General features: G+C 75.3%; 14 protein-coding genes and 1 pseudogene. 9 read left to right on the top strand and 6 right to left on the bottom strand.

Features of this window, described 5'->3' with window-relative positions; all coding sequences use genetic code 11:
* The first annotated feature begins 9 nt into the window (after positions 1-9).
* The 3 genes from ESG85_RS04425 to ESG85_RS04415 are packed head-to-tail and all read left to right on the top strand — an operon-like array spanning position 10 to position 4,058.
* Entirely contained in the window at positions 10-2,085 is a 2,076-nt protein-coding gene (locus tag ESG85_RS04425) for a putative cobaltochelatase (protein WP_128976689.1), read from the top strand.
* On the top strand, positions 2,086-2,694 hold the full coding sequence (cobO, locus tag ESG85_RS04420; RefSeq protein ID WP_128976688.1) for a cob(I)yrinic acid a,c-diamide adenosyltransferase: 609 nt from the start codon (positions 2,086-2,088) through the stop codon (positions 2,692-2,694).
* The gene (locus tag ESG85_RS04415) at positions 2,688-4,058 is read left to right on the top strand and encodes a cobyrinic acid a,c-diamide synthase CobB (protein WP_128976687.1); all 1,371 of its coding nucleotides are present in this window, start codon (positions 2,688-2,690) and stop codon (positions 4,056-4,058) included. The genes cobO and ESG85_RS04415 overlap by 7 nt, the downstream gene beginning before the upstream one ends.
* Positions 4,059-4,060: 2 nt before the next feature.
* Here ESG85_RS04415 and ESG85_RS04410 read toward each other — a convergent pair whose 3' ends face one another.
* Positions 4,061-4,789, bottom strand: coding sequence for a ZIP family metal transporter (locus tag ESG85_RS04410; RefSeq protein ID WP_128976686.1), 729 nt, complete (start codon positions 4,787-4,789; stop codon positions 4,061-4,063).
* Positions 4,790-4,840: 51 nt separating this feature from the next.
* On the opposite strand from ESG85_RS04410, the gene cobC reads away from it, so the two are divergent.
* A complete protein-coding gene (cobC, locus tag ESG85_RS04405) occupies positions 4,841-6,403 on the top strand; it encodes an Rv2231c family histidinol phosphate aminotransferase CobC (protein ID WP_128976744.1) in 1,563 nt (520 codons plus the stop codon).
* Between the two features lie 270 nt (positions 6,404-6,673).
* On the opposite strand, the gene ESG85_RS04400 is transcribed toward cobC, so the two are convergent.
* Together ESG85_RS04400 and ESG85_RS04395 are read right to left on the bottom strand one after the other, a co-directional pair.
* Positions 6,674-7,678, bottom strand: coding sequence for an SCO1860 family LAETG-anchored protein (locus tag ESG85_RS04400; protein ID WP_128976685.1), 1,005 nt, complete (start codon positions 7,676-7,678; stop codon positions 6,674-6,676).
* A 281-nt stretch (positions 7,679-7,959) separates the two neighbouring features.
* Positions 7,960-8,760 carry a siderophore-interacting protein gene (locus ESG85_RS04395; RefSeq protein WP_246094803.1) on the bottom strand — a complete coding sequence of 267 codons (801 nt, stop codon included), beginning with the start codon at positions 8,758-8,760 and terminating at the stop codon, positions 7,960-7,962.
* A gap of 97 nt (positions 8,761-8,857) precedes the next feature.
* Here ESG85_RS04395 and ESG85_RS04390 point away from each other — a divergent pair, with 97 nt between their 5' ends.
* Together ESG85_RS04390 and ESG85_RS04385 are read left to right on the top strand one after the other, a co-directional pair.
* Positions 8,858-10,999, top strand: a complete 2,142-nt coding sequence (locus ESG85_RS04390; protein ID WP_128976684.1) for a penicillin acylase family protein — start codon at positions 8,858-8,860, stop codon at positions 10,997-10,999.
* Positions 10,983-11,564: a GNAT family N-acetyltransferase gene (locus ESG85_RS04385; protein WP_128976683.1), complete on the top strand. Its 582-nt coding sequence runs from the start codon at positions 10,983-10,985 to the stop codon at positions 11,562-11,564. The genes ESG85_RS04390 and ESG85_RS04385 overlap by 17 nt, the downstream gene beginning before the upstream one ends.
* Positions 11,565-11,799: 235 nt before the next feature.
* On the opposite strand, the gene ESG85_RS04380 is transcribed toward ESG85_RS04385, so the two are convergent.
* Positions 11,800-12,897, bottom strand: coding sequence for an amidohydrolase family protein (locus tag ESG85_RS04380; protein ID WP_128976682.1), 1,098 nt, complete (start codon positions 12,895-12,897; stop codon positions 11,800-11,802).
* Positions 12,898-12,974: 77 nt separating this feature from the next.
* Between ESG85_RS04380 and ESG85_RS04375 the strand changes: the two genes are divergently transcribed.
* On the top strand, positions 12,975-14,078 hold the full coding sequence (locus ESG85_RS04375) for a pyridoxal-phosphate-dependent aminotransferase family protein (RefSeq protein ID WP_128976681.1): 1,104 nt from the start codon (positions 12,975-12,977) through the stop codon (positions 14,076-14,078).
* 263 nt (positions 14,079-14,341) lie between these two features.
* On the opposite strand, the gene ESG85_RS04370 is transcribed toward ESG85_RS04375, so the two are convergent.
* Positions 14,342-15,397: an aminotransferase class V-fold PLP-dependent enzyme gene (locus ESG85_RS04370; protein ID WP_128976680.1), complete on the bottom strand. Its 1,056-nt coding sequence runs from the start codon at positions 15,395-15,397 to the stop codon at positions 14,342-14,344.
* A gap of 189 nt (positions 15,398-15,586) precedes the next feature.
* Positions 15,587-16,282: a DsbA family oxidoreductase gene (locus tag ESG85_RS04365; protein ID WP_128976679.1), complete on the bottom strand. Its 696-nt coding sequence runs from the start codon at positions 16,280-16,282 to the stop codon at positions 15,587-15,589.
* Between the two features lie 539 nt (positions 16,283-16,821).
* On the opposite strand from ESG85_RS04365, the gene ESG85_RS04360 reads away from it, so the two are divergent.
* Together ESG85_RS04360 and ESG85_RS04355 are read left to right on the top strand one after the other, a co-directional pair.
* Positions 16,822-17,052: a hypothetical protein gene (locus ESG85_RS04360; protein WP_128976678.1), complete on the top strand. Its 231-nt coding sequence runs from the start codon at positions 16,822-16,824 to the stop codon at positions 17,050-17,052.
* Positions 17,049-17,566, top strand: a pseudogene (locus ESG85_RS04355) (histidine kinase); the annotation flags it as partial. The gene ESG85_RS04360 and the pseudogene ESG85_RS04355, both read left to right, overlap by 4 nt.

The raw sequence follows: 17,566 nt of genomic DNA, 5'->3' as shown, positions 1-17,566 counted from the left end.
GACCGCCCGATGAGCACCCGCTATCCGTTCACCGCCGTCGTCGGCATGGACGACCTGCGGCTCGCGCTGCTGCTCAACGCCGTCTCGCCGGCCATCGGCGGCGTGCTGGTCCGGGGTGAGAAGGGCACCGCCAAGTCCACGGCCGTCCGCGCGCTCGCGGAACTGCTGCCGTCCGTGGCGGTCGTCACGGGCTGCCGCTTCAGCTGCGACCCCGCGTCGCCGGACCCCGGCTGCCCGGACGGGCCGCACGAGGCCCACGCGGCCGGCTCCCGGCCCGCGCGGATGGTGGAGTTGCCCGTCGGGGCCTCCGAGGACCGGCTCGTCGGCGCGCTCGACATCGAGAAGGCACTCGCCGAGGGCGTGAAGGCCTTCGAGCCGGGGCTGCTCGCCGACGCCCACCGGGGCATCCTCTACGTCGACGAGGTCAACCTGCTGAGCGACCACCTCGTGGACCACCTGCTCGACGCCGCCGCCATGGGCTCCTCGTACGTCGAGCGCGAGGGCGTCTCCGTGCGGCACGCCGCCCGCTTCCTGCTGGTCGGGACGATGAACCCGGAGGAGGGCGAACTGCGGCCGCAGCTGCTCGACCGGTTCGGGCTGACCGTGGAGGTCGCGGCCTCCCGCGAGCCCGGGCAGCGGGTCGAGGTGGTGCGGCGCAGGCTGGCGTTCGACGACGACCCGGGCGCGTTCGCCGCGCGCTGGGCCGACGAGGAGCGGGCGCTGCGCGAACGGATCGCCGTCGCACGGGAGTTGCTGCCGAAGGTGGTGCTCGGGGACGCGGTGCTGCTGCAGATCGCGGCGACCTGCGCCGCGTTCGAGGTGGACGGCATGCGCGCCGACATCGTGATGGCCCGTACGGCGACGGCGCTCGCCGCCTGGGCGGGACGGACGGAGGTCACCTCGGAGGACGTGCGGCAGGCCGCGCTCCTGGCCCTCCCCCACCGGCGCCGACGATCGCCCTTCGACGCGCCGGGCCTGGACGAGGACAAGCTCGACGAGACCCTGGAGCAGTTCAAGGGCGAGGACGAGCCCGACGACGACCCGGAGCCCGACGGCCCGGGTGACGGCGGTCCCGGCGGGGGCGGCCCGGACGGCGGGTGCGTTCCGCCGCAGGGGGACGCGCCCGGGAACGAGGGTGCCCCGGCGCCCGAGCCGGAGTCCGCGCCGGAGTCCGCCGAGGCTCCCGGGAGCGCCCCCGCGCCGCAGGGTTCCGCACCCGGCGCCGGTGCCGGCGAGCGTGCGGCGGTGAAGGCCGCCGAGCCGTTCCGTACGAGGCCGCTGACCGTGCCCGGGCTCGGCGAGGGCGCGGCGGGGCGCCGTTCCCGGGCCCGTACCGAGCACGGGCGGACCACCGGCGCGACCCGGCCGAAGGGCGCGCTGACCAAGCTGCACCTGGCGGCGACGGTGCAGGCCGCCGCACCGCACCAGAAGGCGCGCGGCCGGAGCGGCCCGGGCCTCGTGCTGCGCGGGGACGATCTGCGGCAGGCGACCCGCGAGGGGCGGGAGGGCAATCTGGTCCTGTTCGTCGTGGACGCGTCCGGCTCGATGGCGGCGCGGCAGCGCATGGGCGCGGTGAAGGGCGCGGTGCTGTCGCTGCTGCTCGACGCGTACCAGCGGCGCGACAAGGTCGGTCTGGTCACCTTCCGGGGCCGGGCGGCCGACGTCGCGCTGCCGCCGACCTCGTCGGTGGACGCGGCGGCGGCCCGGCTCGAGCAGCTGCCGACCGGGGGCCGCACGCCGCTGTCGGCCGGGCTGCTGAAGGCGCACGACGTGCTGCGGGTGGAGCGCCTGCGGGACCCCTCGCGGCGCCCGCTGCTCGTCGTCGTGACCGACGGGCGGGCGACCGGCGGCGGCCCGGACCCGGTGGCGCTCGCCGCGCGGGCGGCGCGGCTGCACGCCGTCGACGGCACGGCCGCGGTGGTCGTGGACTGCGAGACGGGACCGGTGCGGCTGGGCCTCGCCGGGAACCTCGCGCGTGAACTGGGCGGCACCGCCGTCACCCTGGACAAGCTGCGTGCCGACTCGATCGCCGGCCTCGTCCGTACCGTGCAAGGCAATCACTCTGCGACCAGGAGGGCCGCGTAAATGCCCAAGGGACAGCCGACCGTCGTTCCGGACGACGGTCTCACCACCCGTCAGCGCCGCAACCGCGCCCTGGTGATGGTGCACACGGGCGTCGGCAAGGGGAAGTCGACCGCCGCGTTCGGCATGGCGCTGCGCGCCTGGAACCAGGGCTGGCCGATCGGGGTGTTCCAGTTCGTGAAGTCCGCCAAGTGGCGGGTGGGCGAGGAGAACGCGCTGAAGGCGCTCGGCGAGACCGGCAAGGGCGGCACGGTCGTCTGGAACAAGATGGGCGAGGGCTGGTCCTGGATCCAGCGCGAGGTCGCCGAGGGCGAGCAGTCGCACGAGGACAAGGCGCGCGAGGGCTGGGAGCAGGTCAAGCGGGACCTGGCCGAGGAGAAGTACCGGTTCTACGTCCTCGACGAGTTCGCGTACCTGCTGCACTGGGGCTGGATCGACACGGCCGAGGTGGTGGAGGTGCTGCGGAACCGTCCGGGGCAGCAGCACGTGGTGATCACCGGCCGCAACGCGCCGCAGGAGCTGGTGGACTTCGCGGACCTGGTGACCGACATGTCGAAGGTGAAGCACCCGATGGACGCGGGTCAGAAGGGCCAGCGGGGCATCGAGTGGTAGCACGTCTCGTCATCGCCGCCCCCTCCTCGGGGGCGGGCAAGACCACGGTCGCGACCGGTCTGATGGCCGCGTTCGCCGGCCGTGGTCTGGCGGTCTCGCCGCACAAGGTCGGGCCGGACTACATCGACCCCGGCTACCACGCCCTGGCGACCGGACGCCCGGGCCGCAACCTCGACGCGTACATGTGCGGTACGGAGCTGGTCGCGCCGCTGTTCGCGCACGGCGCGCGGGGCTGCGACCTGGCGGTCGTCGAGGGCGTGATGGGCCTGTACGACGGGGCCGCCGGCCAGGGCGAACTGGCGTCCACCGCGCAGGTGGCGAAGCTGCTGCGGGCGCCGGTGGTGCTGGTCGTGGACGCCTCCTCGCAGTCCCGGTCGGTGGCCGCGCTCGTGCACGGCTTCGCGTCCTGGGACCCGGAGGTGCGGCTCGGCGGGGTGATCCTCAACAAGGTCGCCACGGACCGGCACGAGGCCCTGCTGCGGGAGGCCCTGGAGGAGTCGGGAGTGCCGGTGCTGGGCGTGCTGCGGCGCGCCCCGGCGGTGGCGACGCCGTCGCGGCACCTGGGTCTGGTGCCGGTCGCGGAGCGGCAGGCGCAGGCGGTGGAGGCGGTCGCGGCGCAGGCGGAGCAGGTGCGGCAGGGCTGCGACCTGGAGGCGCTGCTGGCGCTGGCGCGGTCGGCGCCGCCGCTGCGGGCCGAGCCGTGGTCGGCCGAGGGGGCCGTGACGACGACGGGGCCGACGGCGGCCGGCGGCAGGCCGGTCGTCGCCGTGGCCGGCGGGGCCGCGTTCACGTTCTCGTACGCCGAGCACGCGGAGCTGCTCGCCGCCGCCGGCGCGGAGGTCGTCACCTTCGACCCGCTGCGGGACGAGGCCCTTCCCGAGGGCACGGGCGGCCTCGTCATCGGCGGCGGCTTCCCCGAGGTGTACGGGGAGGCGCTGTCGGCCAACGAGCCGCTGCGGAAGGCGGTCGCCGGGCTCGCCGCGTCGGGGGCGCCGGTCGCCGCCGAGTGCGCCGGGCTGCTGTATCTGGCGCGGACGCTGGACGGGCGGCCGATGTGCGGGGTGCTCGACGCGGACGCGCGGATGACGGAGCGGCTGACGCTCGGGTACCGGGACGCGGTGGCCGTGGGCGACAGCGTGCTCGCGGCGGCCGGGACGCGGATGCGGGGGCACGAGTTCCACCGGACGGTGATCGAGCCGGGCGCCGGGGAGCAGGCCGCCTGGGGGCTGCGGCAGCCGGAGCGCAGGCTGGAGGGCTTCGTGCGGGGCGGGGTGCACGCCAGTTACGTGCACACGCACTGGGCGGGAGCCCCGGAGGCCGCCTTCCGGTTCGTGGCGCGCTGCGCCGGCGGTCAGGCCGCGTGAGTTCAGCCGCCGGAGAGGCCCACCACGAGCCAGATGAACGCCACGCCGGCCACCGTGCACAGCAGGGTGGTCAGGGCGGGGTGGGCATGGTGGGCCTCGGGCAGGATCTCGGCGGCGGCGAGGTAGAGCAGGGCACCGCCGAAGAACCCGAGATAGCTGCCGAGGAGTTCCTCCGGAAGGGTGAACAGGGTGGCGAGCGCGGCGCCGGCGATCGGGGCGACCGCGTCGGCGACGAGCATGGCGACGGCCTTGCGGCGGGCGTTCCCGTACAGGCTGGTGATCGTGTACGTGTTGAAGCCGTCGGCGAAGTCGTGGGTGATGACGGCGAGGGCGACGGTGACGCCCATGCCGCCGCTCACCTGGAACGCGGCGCCGAGCGCGACGCCGTCCATGAGGCTGTGCAGCACCATGGCCGCGGCGGCGGTCAGGCCGACCTGAGGCGCCCGCTCGTCCGCCCCGGCGCCGTGGGCGGCGCGGCGGACGGCGAGGAGGCGTTCCACGACGTGGGCGAGGAGGAAGCCGCCGACGAAGAGCAGCAGGGCCTGGGGGACGCCGAAGACCTTCTCCCCTGCCGCCTCCAACGCCTCGGGCAGCAGGTCGAGTCCGACCACGCCGAGCATGAGGCCGCCGGCGAGGCCGAGGACCAGGTGGCGTCGGTCGGTGACGCGCTGGGCCGTCCAGCCGCCGAACAGCGTCATGAGGAACGCGCCGAGCGCGACGACTACAGCCATGGGCCCTTGCTATCGGATGGCGGCTCCTCCGCGCACCTCGGGCCGGTGGTCGTGGCGGGTGTAGGGGCCCGCTCGGGCGTCGCGGTGGACGAGGTGCTCGGACTGGTCGGCGCGGCGCTCGGCGAGGCGGGTCTCACGGCCGGGGACCTGTCGGCGCTCGCGACGCTCGACGCGCGGGCGGCGGAGCCGGGGATCGCCGGGGCCGCGGTGCGGCTGGGGGTGCCGGTCCGGGCCTTCACGAGCGAGGAGCTCGCGGGGACGGCCGTGCCGCATCCGTCGGCGGCTCCGCTGGCGGCGACCGGCACGGCCTCGGTGGCGGAGGCGGCGGCGCTGCGCGGGGCGGGGCCGGGTGCGGTGCTGCTGGTGCCGAAACGGAAGACGACTCGTGTGACGTGTGCCATTGCCCGTTCCGTACCACTTCGTCCGAACGAAGACTCCCCAGGCGCACGGTTGTTGTCCGATACTCACGGGTACATCGCTGGCGAGCCCCACTCTCCCCCCACAGGCACCACCCCCATCCCCACCCCCCACCCGACGGCGGCCATGGACATCCACACCTCTGCGGACACTTCCGCTGACGCGCACGACCTGAGACACCACGGCGACGCCGAGGTCCGGGACGAGAAGCTGATCGACCTCGCGGTCAACGTGCGGACGAACACCCCGCCGGCCTGGCTGCGGGAGCGGATCGCGGACTCGCTCACGGGTCTCGCCGCCTATCCGGACGGCCGGGCCGCGCGTGCCGCGGTCGCCGAGCGGCACGGCCTGCCGGCCCGTCGGGTGCTGCTGACGGCGGGTGCGGCGGAGGCCTTCGTACTGCTCGCGCGGGCGCTGCCGGCGCGGCGGCCGGTCGTCGTGCACCCGCAGTTCACCGAGCCGGAGGCGGCGCTCCGCGACGCCGGGCACGAGGTGGAGCGGGTGCTGCTGCGCGAGGAGGACGGTTTCCGGCTGGATCCGGCCACGGTGCCGGAGGACGCGGATCTGGTCGTGATCGGCAATCCGACCAATCCCACCTCCGTGCTGCACCCGGCGGCGGCGATCGCGTCGCTCGCCCGCCCCGGGCGGACGCTGGTCGTGGACGAGGCGTTCATGGACGCCGTGCCGGGCGAGCGGGAGTCGCTGGCCTCGCGGACGGACGTGCCGGGTCTGGTGGTGCTGCGGAGCCTCACGAAGACCTGGGGCCTCGCGGGTCTGCGCATCGGGTACGTGCTGGCCGAGCCGGAGACCGTCGCGGCGCTGGAGCGCGTGCAGCCGCTGTGGCCGGTGTCGACGCCGGCGCTGGTGGCGGCGGAGGCCTGCATGTCGCCGATGGCGCTCCTGGAGGCGGAGGAGGCGGCGCACCGGATCGGCGTGGAGCGGGCGCATCTGCTCGCGGGGCTCGCGGAGTTCGACGAGGTGAGGGCGGTCGCGGCGGCGGAGGGCCCGTTCGTGCTGGTACGGATCGAGGGCGCGGACGCCGTACGGGACCGGCTGCGGTCGCTGGGCTTCGCGGCCCGGCGCGGCGACACCTTCCCGGGCCTCGGCCGGGACTGGCTGCGGCTCGCGGTGCGGGACCGCGTGACGACGAACCGTTTCCTGCAGGCCTTGGACCAGGCACTGCTGATGCTGGGCTGAGCGGGCGGCGGGGCGGCCGGCTGCCGGGCCGGAGGGGTTCCGGCGGGGCGGCCGGAGGCTCCCGGCGGCTCCGGTGGCTTCCGGTGGCGCCCTGCGGTTTCCGGTGACTTCCGTTCCCGGCGGCTTCTGGTGGCTTCCGGCCGGGCGACCGCCGACTCCCGGCGGGTCCCCGCGACCCCCGGCGGCTCCCCGCGGCCCCCGGCAAGCGACGAGGGGTGGCGCCGGGTCGGCGCCACCCCTCGGTCCCCCGCCGCTTCCCCCTCGGACCGGTCAGCCGCGGGCCCGGGCGCGGCCACGGGCCATGGCGACGGCGCCGCCGCCGACGGCGAGCAGCACGAGCGCGCCGCCGGCCAGGTACGGGGTCACGGAGCTGCCGCCGGTCTCGGCGAGGTTCTCGGTGGGCGTCGTGCCGCCGTTCTGGGTGCTGATGCCGGTGTCGCCGCTCGGCTGCGTGGACGGCTGCTGCGAGGGCTGCTCGCCGGGCTTCTCGGTCGGGTCGCCCGTGGGCCGGTCGGTCGGCCGGTCGGTCGGCCTGGTGCCGCGCGGGGTGGCGCAGGTGGCCTCGGCGAGGGTGACCTTGCCCTTGACCTCGGCGACGTTGAGCTTGAGCGGGTTGACCTCCACCGACAGTTCGAGGGCGGTGGCGGCGGCGGTCCGGGAGGTGGTGGAGGTGCGGGACAGGTCGAGGACGACCTCGCCGACGCCGGGCACGGTCACCTTGGTCTGTCCGCCGGTCGACAGGGTCGTCTTCTTGCCGAGGACGGTGACGTGGCCCAGCAGGTTGGACTCGGCGACCGGGCGCTTGCCGGCCTCGCAGACGGCCTTGGAGGTGACCTTCTCGACCTCGACGAGGGCCAGCAGCGGCAGTCCGGGGACGTGCAGCCGGGCCTTGACCAGGTTGACGTAGCCCTTGGCCGTGTCCCCCTCGACGGTCGCCTCGGAGGTGGCGACGTCCGCCTTGAGCAGGCTGACCGGCCGTCCGCCCTCGGCGCCGTCCACCCGCACGCTGAGCGCGGTCTTCTCGGCGCTCGCGGGGGCCTCGACCTCGTTGAGGGAGGTGCGCAGCGGCACGCTCACCGTCTTGTTCAGCAGGTTGACGTCGAGCCCGGTGCGCAGCACGACGGCGGTGGCGTGGCCTTCGCCGCCCTGCTCACCGCTGCCGTCCGTGGCGTGTGCGGCGGGGGCCGCGAGGGCCAGGGGGCCGACGGCCAGGGCGGCGACGGCGGCCGCGGCGGCGGTGCGGCGTGCGGGCAGGCGGAAGGTGTTGCTGTTCACGGCGGTGGAACCCCCACAGGAGACATGGCGTCGCCGGCCGCTCGCCACGGGGACGGTGGGTCGCTGCGGCTCCGGCGACTTGAGACACCGGAATCTTTACGCACTGTGGGTGAACTGACAGTCACCTGACGCGACTTCACTCCAAAGGGTGGTTTCCGCGCCCACATTCGAATCTTTCGACACAGACGTTCCCGCGCGCCCCGTCCGTAGCGGCGCGCGCGGGGCGGAACCTCACGCGAGGGGATGGAGAACGACCCACGCCGGGCGCGGGTAACGGCTCGTCAACCTGCGGCACGGCCGGCCGCGCGCTCCGCCGCGCGCTCCGCCGCACGTTCCGTCGCGCCGTCCGGGGCCGGCCGCCAGTAGCCGAGTGCGTGCACCCGGTCCTTGGGCAGGGCGAGCTCCTTGCGCACGAAGGAGGCGAGGGTGCGGGTGGTGGCCGTGTCGCAGGCGATCCACACGTACGGATCCGGTTCCGCGGTCGCGAGCGCCGGCAGCTCCTGCCGGACGCGGGCGACGAGGGCCGCGCCGGCGTCCTCGCGCCGCACCCGGCGCACGTCGTGGCGGTCCGGGTCGAGCCGCAGCGGCAGTTCCCCGTCGGACGCGTGCACGGTCTCGAACCAGAGCGTGGCGGGGGTGTCCGGGAAAGCGTCGAGCAGGGAGTTGACGGCGGGCAGCGAGGCGGCGTCGCCGACGACGAGGAGCCGGCCGGGCGCCGGATCGGGAGCGGTGAAGCCGGTCCCCTGAAGGGTGGCCTCGATGGTGTCGCCGGGGGCGCAGGAGCGGGCCCAGTCGCTGGCGGCGCCGTCATGGAGCGCGAACTCCAGGCCGAACGTGCCGGCTTCGGGGTCCGGGTCGACGAGGGTGTAGGCGCGCTGGTGGGGCTTGCCCGCGTTGTCGAACCAGAGGCGCACCCACATGGTGGGGTGGACGCCCGCGGCGGCGAGCAGTCCGCCGTCGGTGAACCGCACCCGGCGGTAGTGCTCGGTGACCTGCTCGGCGCCGGTGACCGTGAACGTGAAGTCCTTGCCGCGGAACAGCTTGAGGACGACGCCCTCCCAACCGTGACCGGTACGACCCACCGCGATCTCCTCCCCCTGCGTTCCGCGCTTCCGCGTCCTGTAGATTAATTTAGGCCAGCCTAACCTAAGATTCACCATCCGATCGGGGTCGTACGCAGTGAGCATCGAGGTCTTCCGGGACGCCTACGGCGTTCCGCACGTGCGCGCCGCCGACCCGCGCGAACTCGCCCGCGCCCAGGGCCTCGTGACCGCCCGCGACCGCGCCTGGCAGCTGGAGGTCGAACGGCACCGGTCACAGGGCACCACGGCGGCCTTCCTCGGCGCGGCGGAGACCGGCTGGGACACCTTCGTCCGGCAGGCCAGGCTGGCCGACACCGCGCGCCGCTGCCACGACCGCCTCGACGCGGACACCGCCGCGTGGGTGCGGGCGTACGTGGACGGCGTCAACGAGGGCCTGGCGGCCGGCGCGGAACGGGCCCCCGAGTTCGCCGCGACCGGTCTGAAGCCGGGCCGCTGGGAGCCGTGGACGCCGCTCGCGGTGTGGCTGTCCACCCACATCCTCTTCGCCGGCTTCCCCACGAAGCTGTGGCGGGACCGGGTCGCGCGGAGGCTCGGCGAGCAGTGGACGGAGCTCTTCGCCACCGACGGCCCGGGCACCGCGGGCTCCAACGGCTGGGTGGTCTCCGGCGAGCGGACGGCGAGCGGCGCGGCCATCGTCGCGGGCGACCCGCACCGCTTCATCGAGGCGCCGGGCGTCTACCAGCAGATACGCCTCGCCTGCCCCGAGTACGACGTCCTGGGCCTCGCCGTCCCGGGCGTCCCGGGCCTCGCGCATTTCGGCCACACCGGCCGGGTCGCCTGGGCCATCACCAACGCGATGGCCGACTATCAGGACCTCTACCGCGAGCGCCTGCGCCGCCGCCCCGACGGCCGCGTCGAGGCCCTCGGCCCGACGGGCTGGGAGCCCGCGACGGCCCATACGGAGACGATCGAGGTCGGAGGCGGGGCGGAACCGGTACGGATCGAGGTCATCGAGACGGCCCGGGGCCCGGTGATCATCGGCGCGGACGGGGAGTACGCCGAGGGCGCGGAAGCCGCGGAGACCGCCAGCGTCGGCGTCGGCGAGTGGGAGGCGATCAGCCTCCGCCATCCGCCGCGCGTCACCGGCGAGCTCGGTTTCCGGGTGCTGCCCGCGCTGCTGCGAGCCCGGAGCGCCGGCGACGTGGACCGGGCGCTGGACGCCTGGGTGGAGCCGGTGAACGTGGTGCAGGCCGCCGACACCGACGGCGGCCTGCTGCACCGGACCGCCGGCTACGTGCCCGTACGGGACCGGGCCAACTCGCTGCGGATCGTGCCCGCCTGGGAGGCCGGGCACCACTGGGAGCCGCGGGGCCTGCCCATGGCGCGGGCCGAGGTGCGCGGTCACGCCGTGATGGCCAACGCGCGCGGGCTCGCCGCGCCGCTGGGCGTCGAGTTCGCGCCATCGCACCGGGCCGAGCGGATCGCCGCGCTGCTCGACGGATCGGCCTCCTGGACAGCGGCCGCCATGGCCGCCGTCCACACCGACACCGACAACCCGTCCGCCCGCCGGCTGCTCCGGGCGGTCGACGCCCTCGGCGAGGACGGCCTCTCCCCCGCCGCCCGCTCCGTGCGGGCCACGCTGCTCCGCTGGGACCGGCGGATGGCGGCCGACAGCACCGACGCCGGGCTGTACGCGGCGGTGCGCGGGGCGGTCGTCCGGCGACTGGCCGCGCACGAGGCGTTCGCGGCGCTGCGCGAACCCGCCCCGTACCCCGCGCTGTTCCGGCCCTGGCTGGCGCCCGGCCCGCGGATCGCCTTCGCCCTGGAGACGCTGCTCGTGACCGGGCCGGTGCCGGCCGCGGACGTCGAGCGGACCGTACGGGAGGCACTGGAGGAGGTCGGGGCGGAGGTCGCGGCCGGCGAGGCGCCGCCGGCGTGGGGCGTGACGCACCGGCTCGCACCCTGGCAGGCCCTGCCCGACGAGGACGACGCGCAGTGGCCGGGGCTCGCCGGCGACCACGACTGCGTGCTGTCGACGTCCAGCGTGCCGGGCTACACCGACCGCAGCGCCCGCGCCTCCGCCGCCCGCTACGTGTGGGACCTCGCGGACCGCGAACGGAGCCTGTGGGTCGTGCCGTTCGGCGCGTCCGGGGTGCCCGGCGACCCGCATCACCGCGACCAGCTCCCGCTGTGGCTGCGGGGCGAACTCGCGCCCGTCGTCACCGACTGGACCCGTCTGACCAAGGAGAACGAAGACCGCCATGACCGCGACCACTGAGCACGAGCACGCCGACGAGTACGAGCACACCGTCGAGGGGCTCGGGACCGTACGCGTCGAGCGCGTCGACCCGGACCGCGACGCCGCGCTGATCCACGGCTGGGTGGCGAACGAGCGGGCCCGCTTCTGGGGCATGCGGGAGACCACGGTCGAGGAGGTCCGGGACGTCTACGCGCACCTGGACTCGCTCGAGACCCACCACGGCTTCCTGGTGCGCCTGGACGGCGAGCCGGTGGCGCTGTTCCAGACGTACGAGCCGGAGGCGGACCGGGTGTCGGAGTGCTACGCGGTGGAGCCCGGCGACATCGGCGTGCACTTCCTCGTGGCGCCGAGCAGCACGCCGCGGGCGGGCTTCACCATGGGCATCCTGGAAGCCCTGACCGAGTTCGCGATGAAGGACCGCAAGCGGGCCGTCGCCGAGCCGGACGCCGCCAACGAGAAGGCGATCGCCCTGCTCGTCCGCGCTGGCTTCGCACTGGGCCCGGAGGTCGTCCTGCCGGAGGTGGACCTGCCGGAGGTCCACATCCCGGCCAAGAAGGCCCGTCTGGCCTTCCTGACCCGCTGACCGGCCGCCGGGCGGCCGGCCCGGCGGCCGACCGGGCAACCCGACGGGCCGCCCAAACCGCCAGGGCAGGGCGCTGCCGGGCGGGCACCGCATTCCGGCCCCCGCCGAACCGGCACCCGCCGGGTCCCGGGGGCCCGGACCCGGTCCGACGCCCGGACCGACACACCCGACCGACACGCCCGGGCCGACGCCCGGACCGACACGCCCGGACCGTACCCCTCAGGCGCCCCGTCGCTCAGGCGATCACCCGTCCGTTCACCACCACCCGCCGCGGCCCCGCCAGAGCGCGGACGTCCGCCCGGGGGTCCTCGTCGTAGACGACGAGGTCGGCGGGGGCGCCCTCGTCGAGGCCGGGGCGGCCCAGCCACGACCGGGCCGTCCAGGTCGTGGCCGCGAGGGCGTCCAGCGAGGGGATGCCGGCCTTCGTCAGTTCCTCGACCTCCGCGGCGACCAGGCCGTGCGGGAGCGAGCCGCCCGCGTCGGTGCCGACGAAGACCGGGATGCCCGCGTCCCAGGCGGCGCGCACGGTGTCGTAGCGCCGCTCGTGCAGTCGGCGCATGTGCGCCGACCAGCGCGGGAACTTCGCCTCGCCGCCGTCGGCGAGATGCGGGAACGTCGCGATGTTGACCAGGGTGGGGACGATGGCGACGCCCCGCTCGGCGAAGAGCGGGATGGTGTCCTCGGTGAGCCCGGTGGCGTGCTCGACGCAGTCGATGCCCGCCTCGACCAGGTCGCGCAGCGAGTCCTCGGCGAAGCAGTGCGCGGTGACGCGCGCGCCGAGCCGGTGCGCCTCGGCGATCGCCGCCTCGACCTCGGCGCGCGGCCAGGACGGTGCCAGGTCGCCGACCTCGCGGTCGATCCAGTCGCCGACCAGCTTGACCCAGCCGTCGCCGCGCCGCGCCTCGCGGCCGACGTAGGCGACGAGCTCGTCGGGCTCGATCTCGTGGGCGTAGTTGCGGATGTAGCGGCGGGTGCGGGCGATGTGCCGGCCGGCCCGGATGATCTTCGGCAGGTCCTCGCGCCCGTCGATCCAGCGGGTGTCGGAGGGCGAGCCCGCGTCGCGGACGAGCAGCGTGCCGGCGTCGCGGTCGGTGAGGGCCTGCTTCTCGGCGGTGGCCTCGTCGACGGGGCCGTGCTTGTCGAGGCCGACGTGGCAGTGGGCGTCGACCAGTCCGGGCAGCACCCAGCCCTCGACGGTCAGCGCCTCGCCGGCGACGGCGGCCGGCGGCCGCTCGAAGGTGATCCGTCCGTCGACGCACCACAGTTCGTCCCGTACGTCGTCCGGGCCGACGAGCACCCGCCCCTTCACCCGCAGCACCACGTGATCGCTCATACCCGCACTCTACGAGGCCCCTGGGTACCCTGACCCAGGCCCTGCCCGCACCGACCCGAACCGAAGAAGGCACCACCGTGACCGAGACGCACCCGTTCCTGGACCTGGCCCCGCTGACCGCCGCGCGCTTCGCGTCGATCGAGCGCCGGGTCGCCGCGCTGCTCTCCACGGAGCAGGACGTGGTGATCACCCAGGGCGAGGCGCTGCTGCCGCTGGAGGGCTGCATCCGCAGCGGCGCCCGGGCGGGTTCGACGGCGCTGAACGTGGTCACCGGTCCGTACGGGCAGACCTTCGGCAACTGGCTGCGGGACTGCGGCGCGACGGTGGTCGACCTGGAGGTGCCGTTCCACACGGCGGTCACGGCCGGGCAGGTGGCGCGGGCCTTCGAGGAGCACCCGGAGATCGACTTCGTGTCGCTGGTGCACGCGGAGGCGGCCACCGGCAACACGAACCCGGTCGCGGAGATCGGCGAGGTCGTGCGGGCGCACGGCGCGCTGTTCTACCTGGACGCGGTGGCGTCGGTCGGCGCGGAGCCGGTGCTGCCGGACGCGTGGGGCGTCGACATGTGCATCATCGGCGCGCAGAAGGCGATGGGCGGCCCGGCGGGCGTCTCGGCGGTGTCGGTGAGCGAGCGGGCCTGGGAGCGGTTCGCCGCCAACCCGGCCGCGCCGCGCCGCTCGTACCTCTCCCTCCTCGACTGGAAGGAGCGGTGGATCGACGGCGGCCGCAAGGCGCTGCTGCACGCCCCGGCGCAGCTGGAGATGCTGGCCCTGGAGGCGTGTCTGGAGCGGATCGAGGCGGAGGGCCTGGACGCGCTCATGGCCCGGCACGCCTCGGCCGCGGCGGCGACCCGGGCGGGCGCCGTGGCGCTGGGCGGCGGCCTGGAGCCGTACGTGTACGAGGCGAAGGACGCGGCGCCGGTCGCGACGACGCTGCGTACGCCCGCCGGTGTGGACGCCTCGGAGCTGGTCGCGAAGGCGCTGGCCGCCGATCCCTCGCTGCCGCTGATCGCGGGTGGCGGCGCGCTGGCGAAGGAGATGATCCGGGTGAACCACTACGGCGTGGACGCGGCCCCGGGCGTGGTGGAGTCCTCGCTGGCCGCCCTCGGCGCGGCCCTCGCGGAGACGGGCCGCGCCGTGGACCCGCAGGCCGCGCGCCGCGCGGTCACGGAGGCCTGGTAGCCCCGGTCCGTGGCCCCGCGCGCCCTCCCGTACCGGCGGTCCACAGCGCCGGGTGGTCGGTGCAGTCGCGGTGGTCGCCGCCGAAGCAGCTGCTCCTGTCGGCTGGGGTGAAGGGGTCGCCGCTCTGGAGGCGGGCCGGCGGGTCCGGCCGAACGCGGACCTCGCCCGGCTCCTCGGCCGCCTGGAGGAGAGCCTGTGCCGGAACCGGTGCCAGGAGGCGGCCGGGGGCGTCTCCTCCCGCCCGCCGGCGCCACGCGCCCGACTCAGCCGGCCAGGACCTCCAGGACGTGGTCCACGTCCGCCGAGGAGTTGTAGAGGTGGAAGGAGGCCCGCAGGTTTCCGGCCCGGGTCGAGAGGAGCACGCCCGCCTCGCGCAGCGCCTCGGCGCGGTCGCCGAGGCCCGGGACGCCGACGACCGTCGAGTCGTCGGCGACGGCCGGGTGGCCGAGCGCGTCCAGCCCGGTGCGGAACCGGGCGGCCAGGGCCTTGTTGTGGGCCTCGATCCGCTCGATGCCGATCTCCTCCAGGAGGGCCAGGGAGCGGGCCGCCCCGTGGTACGACATGAAGGCCGGCGGCTCGTCGAACCGGCGGGCCGAGCGGGCCAGTTCGCGCACCGGGCCGTAGCTGTTGACCCACAGCTCCTCTCCGGTGACCCAGCCCGCGTGGATGGGCAGCAGCGCGTCCTGCGCCTCCTCGGTGACGGTGAGGAAGGACGCCCCGCGCGGGCAGAGCAGGTACTTGTAGCCGCCGGAGACGGTGAAGTCCCACTCCCCCGCGTACAGCGGCAGCCAGCCCGCCGACTGGGTCCCGTCCAGCATCGTCCGGGCGCCGTGCGCGGCCGCCGCGGCGCGGATGGCGGCGAAGTCGGCGGTGCGGCCGTCCGCCGACTGCACGGCGGAGAAGGCGACGAGCGCGGTCTCCGGCCGCACGGACTCGGCGAGCCGCTCCAGCGGGACGAAGCGGACCTTGAGGTCGCCGCGGACCGTGAAGGGCGTGATGACGGAGGAGAAGTCGCCCTCGGGGAAGAGGATCTCGGACCCGGCCGGCATGGACTGCGCCACCATGCCGACGTGGACGGAGACGGAGCTGCCGACCGCGACCCGGTCGGGCGTGACGTGGGCGAGCCGGGCGAAGGCGGCCCGTGCCTCGTCGACGACGTCGAAGCTGCCGGCGCCACCGGGCCGGCCGGCCGCGGTCTCCTCGGCGAGCCGGGTGACCGCGTCGATCGCGCGGCGGGGCAGCAGTCCGCACGCGGAGGTGTTGAGGTACGTCTGCCGGGGGGCGAACTCGTCGCCGCCCAGGGGCTCCACTGATTCCATGCCACCAGCCTGACTCCCCCCTGATCTCCCGTCAATTGCCATAGATCATGGGGATTTCCCAAGGTGTCCTTATACCCGCGGGGAAAGACCTCGTGGGGAAGGACCCGCGGGGTCTCATACCTGCGGAGAATAACCTCGCGGGGAAGGACCCGCGGAGGAAGACCCGGAGAGCCAGAGCCGGGCGGCCGTTCAGCAGGTGCCGCCGTCGACGTCGCAGGCGGCCGCGTCGCCGCCGACCGGCTGCAGGGTGCGGCCCTGCCAGGCCTGCTCCAGGGCCTGGGTGAAGACCTCCGCGGGCTGCCCGCCGGAGATCCCGTACCTGCGGTCGAGCACGAAGAACGGCACCCCGTTGGCGCCGAGTTCGGCCGCCTCGCGCTCGTCGGCGCGCACCGCGTCGGCGTAGGCGGTCGGATCGGCGAGCACCGCGCGCGCCTCCGCCTCGTCGAGCCCCGCCTCGACGGCGAGGGTCACCAGGGTCTCGTCGTCGAAGACCGAGCGCTCCTCGGCGAAGTTGGCGCGGTAGGCGAGGTCGAGCAGCTCGTCCTGCCGGCCGCGTTCCCTCGCCAGGTGCAGCAGGCGGTGGATGTCGAAGGTGTTGCCGTGGTCGCGGCCCTCCGTGCGGTAGCCGAGGCCCTCGGAGTGGGCGTTGGAGGCGACGTGGGCCTCCATGGCGCGGGCCTCGTCGAGGCTGCGCCCGTACTTCGCGGCGAGCATCTCCAGGACCGGTCCGGTGTCGCCCTTGGCGCGGTTCGGGTCGAGCTCGAAGGAGCGGTGCACGACCTCGACCTCGTCACGGTGGGCGAAGTCCGCGAGCCCCTTCTCGAAGCGGGCCTTGCCGATGTAGCACCAGGGGCAGGCGATGTCGCTCCAGATCTCGACGCGCATGGGTGGCTTCTCTCTTCGACGGGGGCTGTTCCATGGCGGGAACGCCCCGGCCCACGGCGTTCATTCCGCCGCGGAACGGATGTGAGCAGGAGCACGGACCCGCCGCCGGTCAGAGCCCGCATCGCCCTCGTCCGCACCCGGCGGCGGGTATGCCTCGCAGGGCAGAACACCCAGCCCTCTCCCCCGTGCGGCGGAGGCGGTTCGGCATCCGGCAGGACGTCCGCGGCGCGCCGCGGCGGAACGCTGGGGACATGACGCGACCGACCTCCGCCCGCCGCCTGCTGCGCGTGCCGGCGATCCTCGCCTGCCTGCCGTACCTCACCCTCGAGGTCCTCTGGGTCACGGGCGGCGAGGCCGGGGGCCCCCGGGGGAAGCATCCTCCTGGAGCACCGCGGCGCGATGGCCGCGGTGGACGCCGCCTCGGTGCCGGCGGACGCCGTCGTCGTGCTGCTCGCCCTGCTGCCCACGCAGGCGTGGGGCCGGCGGGTCACGGCCTGGCTGCCGGGCTGCGGAGGGGGCGTCGCGGTGGCCCGGCCTGGGTGGCGTCCGGGGCCACCGGCTGCTGGGTCGCCTCTCTGTCGCTGGTGGCGCTGCTGCCACAGGGGGAGGCCGCCAAGGAGCCGACGGCCCTGATGGCCACCGTCTACGCTGGCGCGATGATCACCGGATTCCTGCCGGCCGGCTGCCTGGCCGTGGTCCTGAGCAGGCGGAGCCGCCCCCGCCGCGGGGGCCGCATCGACCTCCGCACCTTCCGGAGCGCGGACGCGTGAGACGGCCGTGGCGCGCCCTCTTCGGCAGGCGGGCCCGACGGCGCTGGCTCCATCTGGTCCTCGGCGGCGCGCTGTTCATGCCGTACTGGCTGGTCGGCACCGTGGTCATGGGTCCGCTCATGGACAGCGGCCCGGTGCTCGCGAGCAGCCTCGCGGTGCAATTCGGCGCGTACGCGGTGGGGCTCCCGCTGGCCGCGGTCACGGCGCTGTTCCCGCTGACCCGGCCGCTGTCGGTGGCGGCGGCGCGGGCGCTGTGCGGGGTGGCGCCGGAGCGGTTCGCGGAGGGACCGGCGCGCGGCCGGGAGGCGCGGACGCGGACGGCCGGCTGGTTCACGCTCCATCTGGGCGCGGGCGCGCTGGTCAGCGGGGCGAGCCTCGCGCTGCCGCCGTTCGCGCTCGCGGTGGCGGCGCTGCCGTTCTCGGCCGGGCTGCGGGACGCGGAGTTCGGCCGGCTCTGGCATCCGGACCGGCCGTGGCTCGTCTGGGCGGCGCTGCCGCTGGGGCTCCTGATGCT

The sequence above is a fragment of the Streptomyces roseicoloratus genome (assembly GCF_004117935.1).
Taxonomy (GTDB): Bacteria; Actinomycetota; Actinomycetes; order Streptomycetales; family Streptomycetaceae; genus Streptomyces; species Streptomyces roseicoloratus.
Note: the sequence above shows the minus strand (reverse complement) of the source record. Positions and strands in the feature narration are given on the sequence as shown.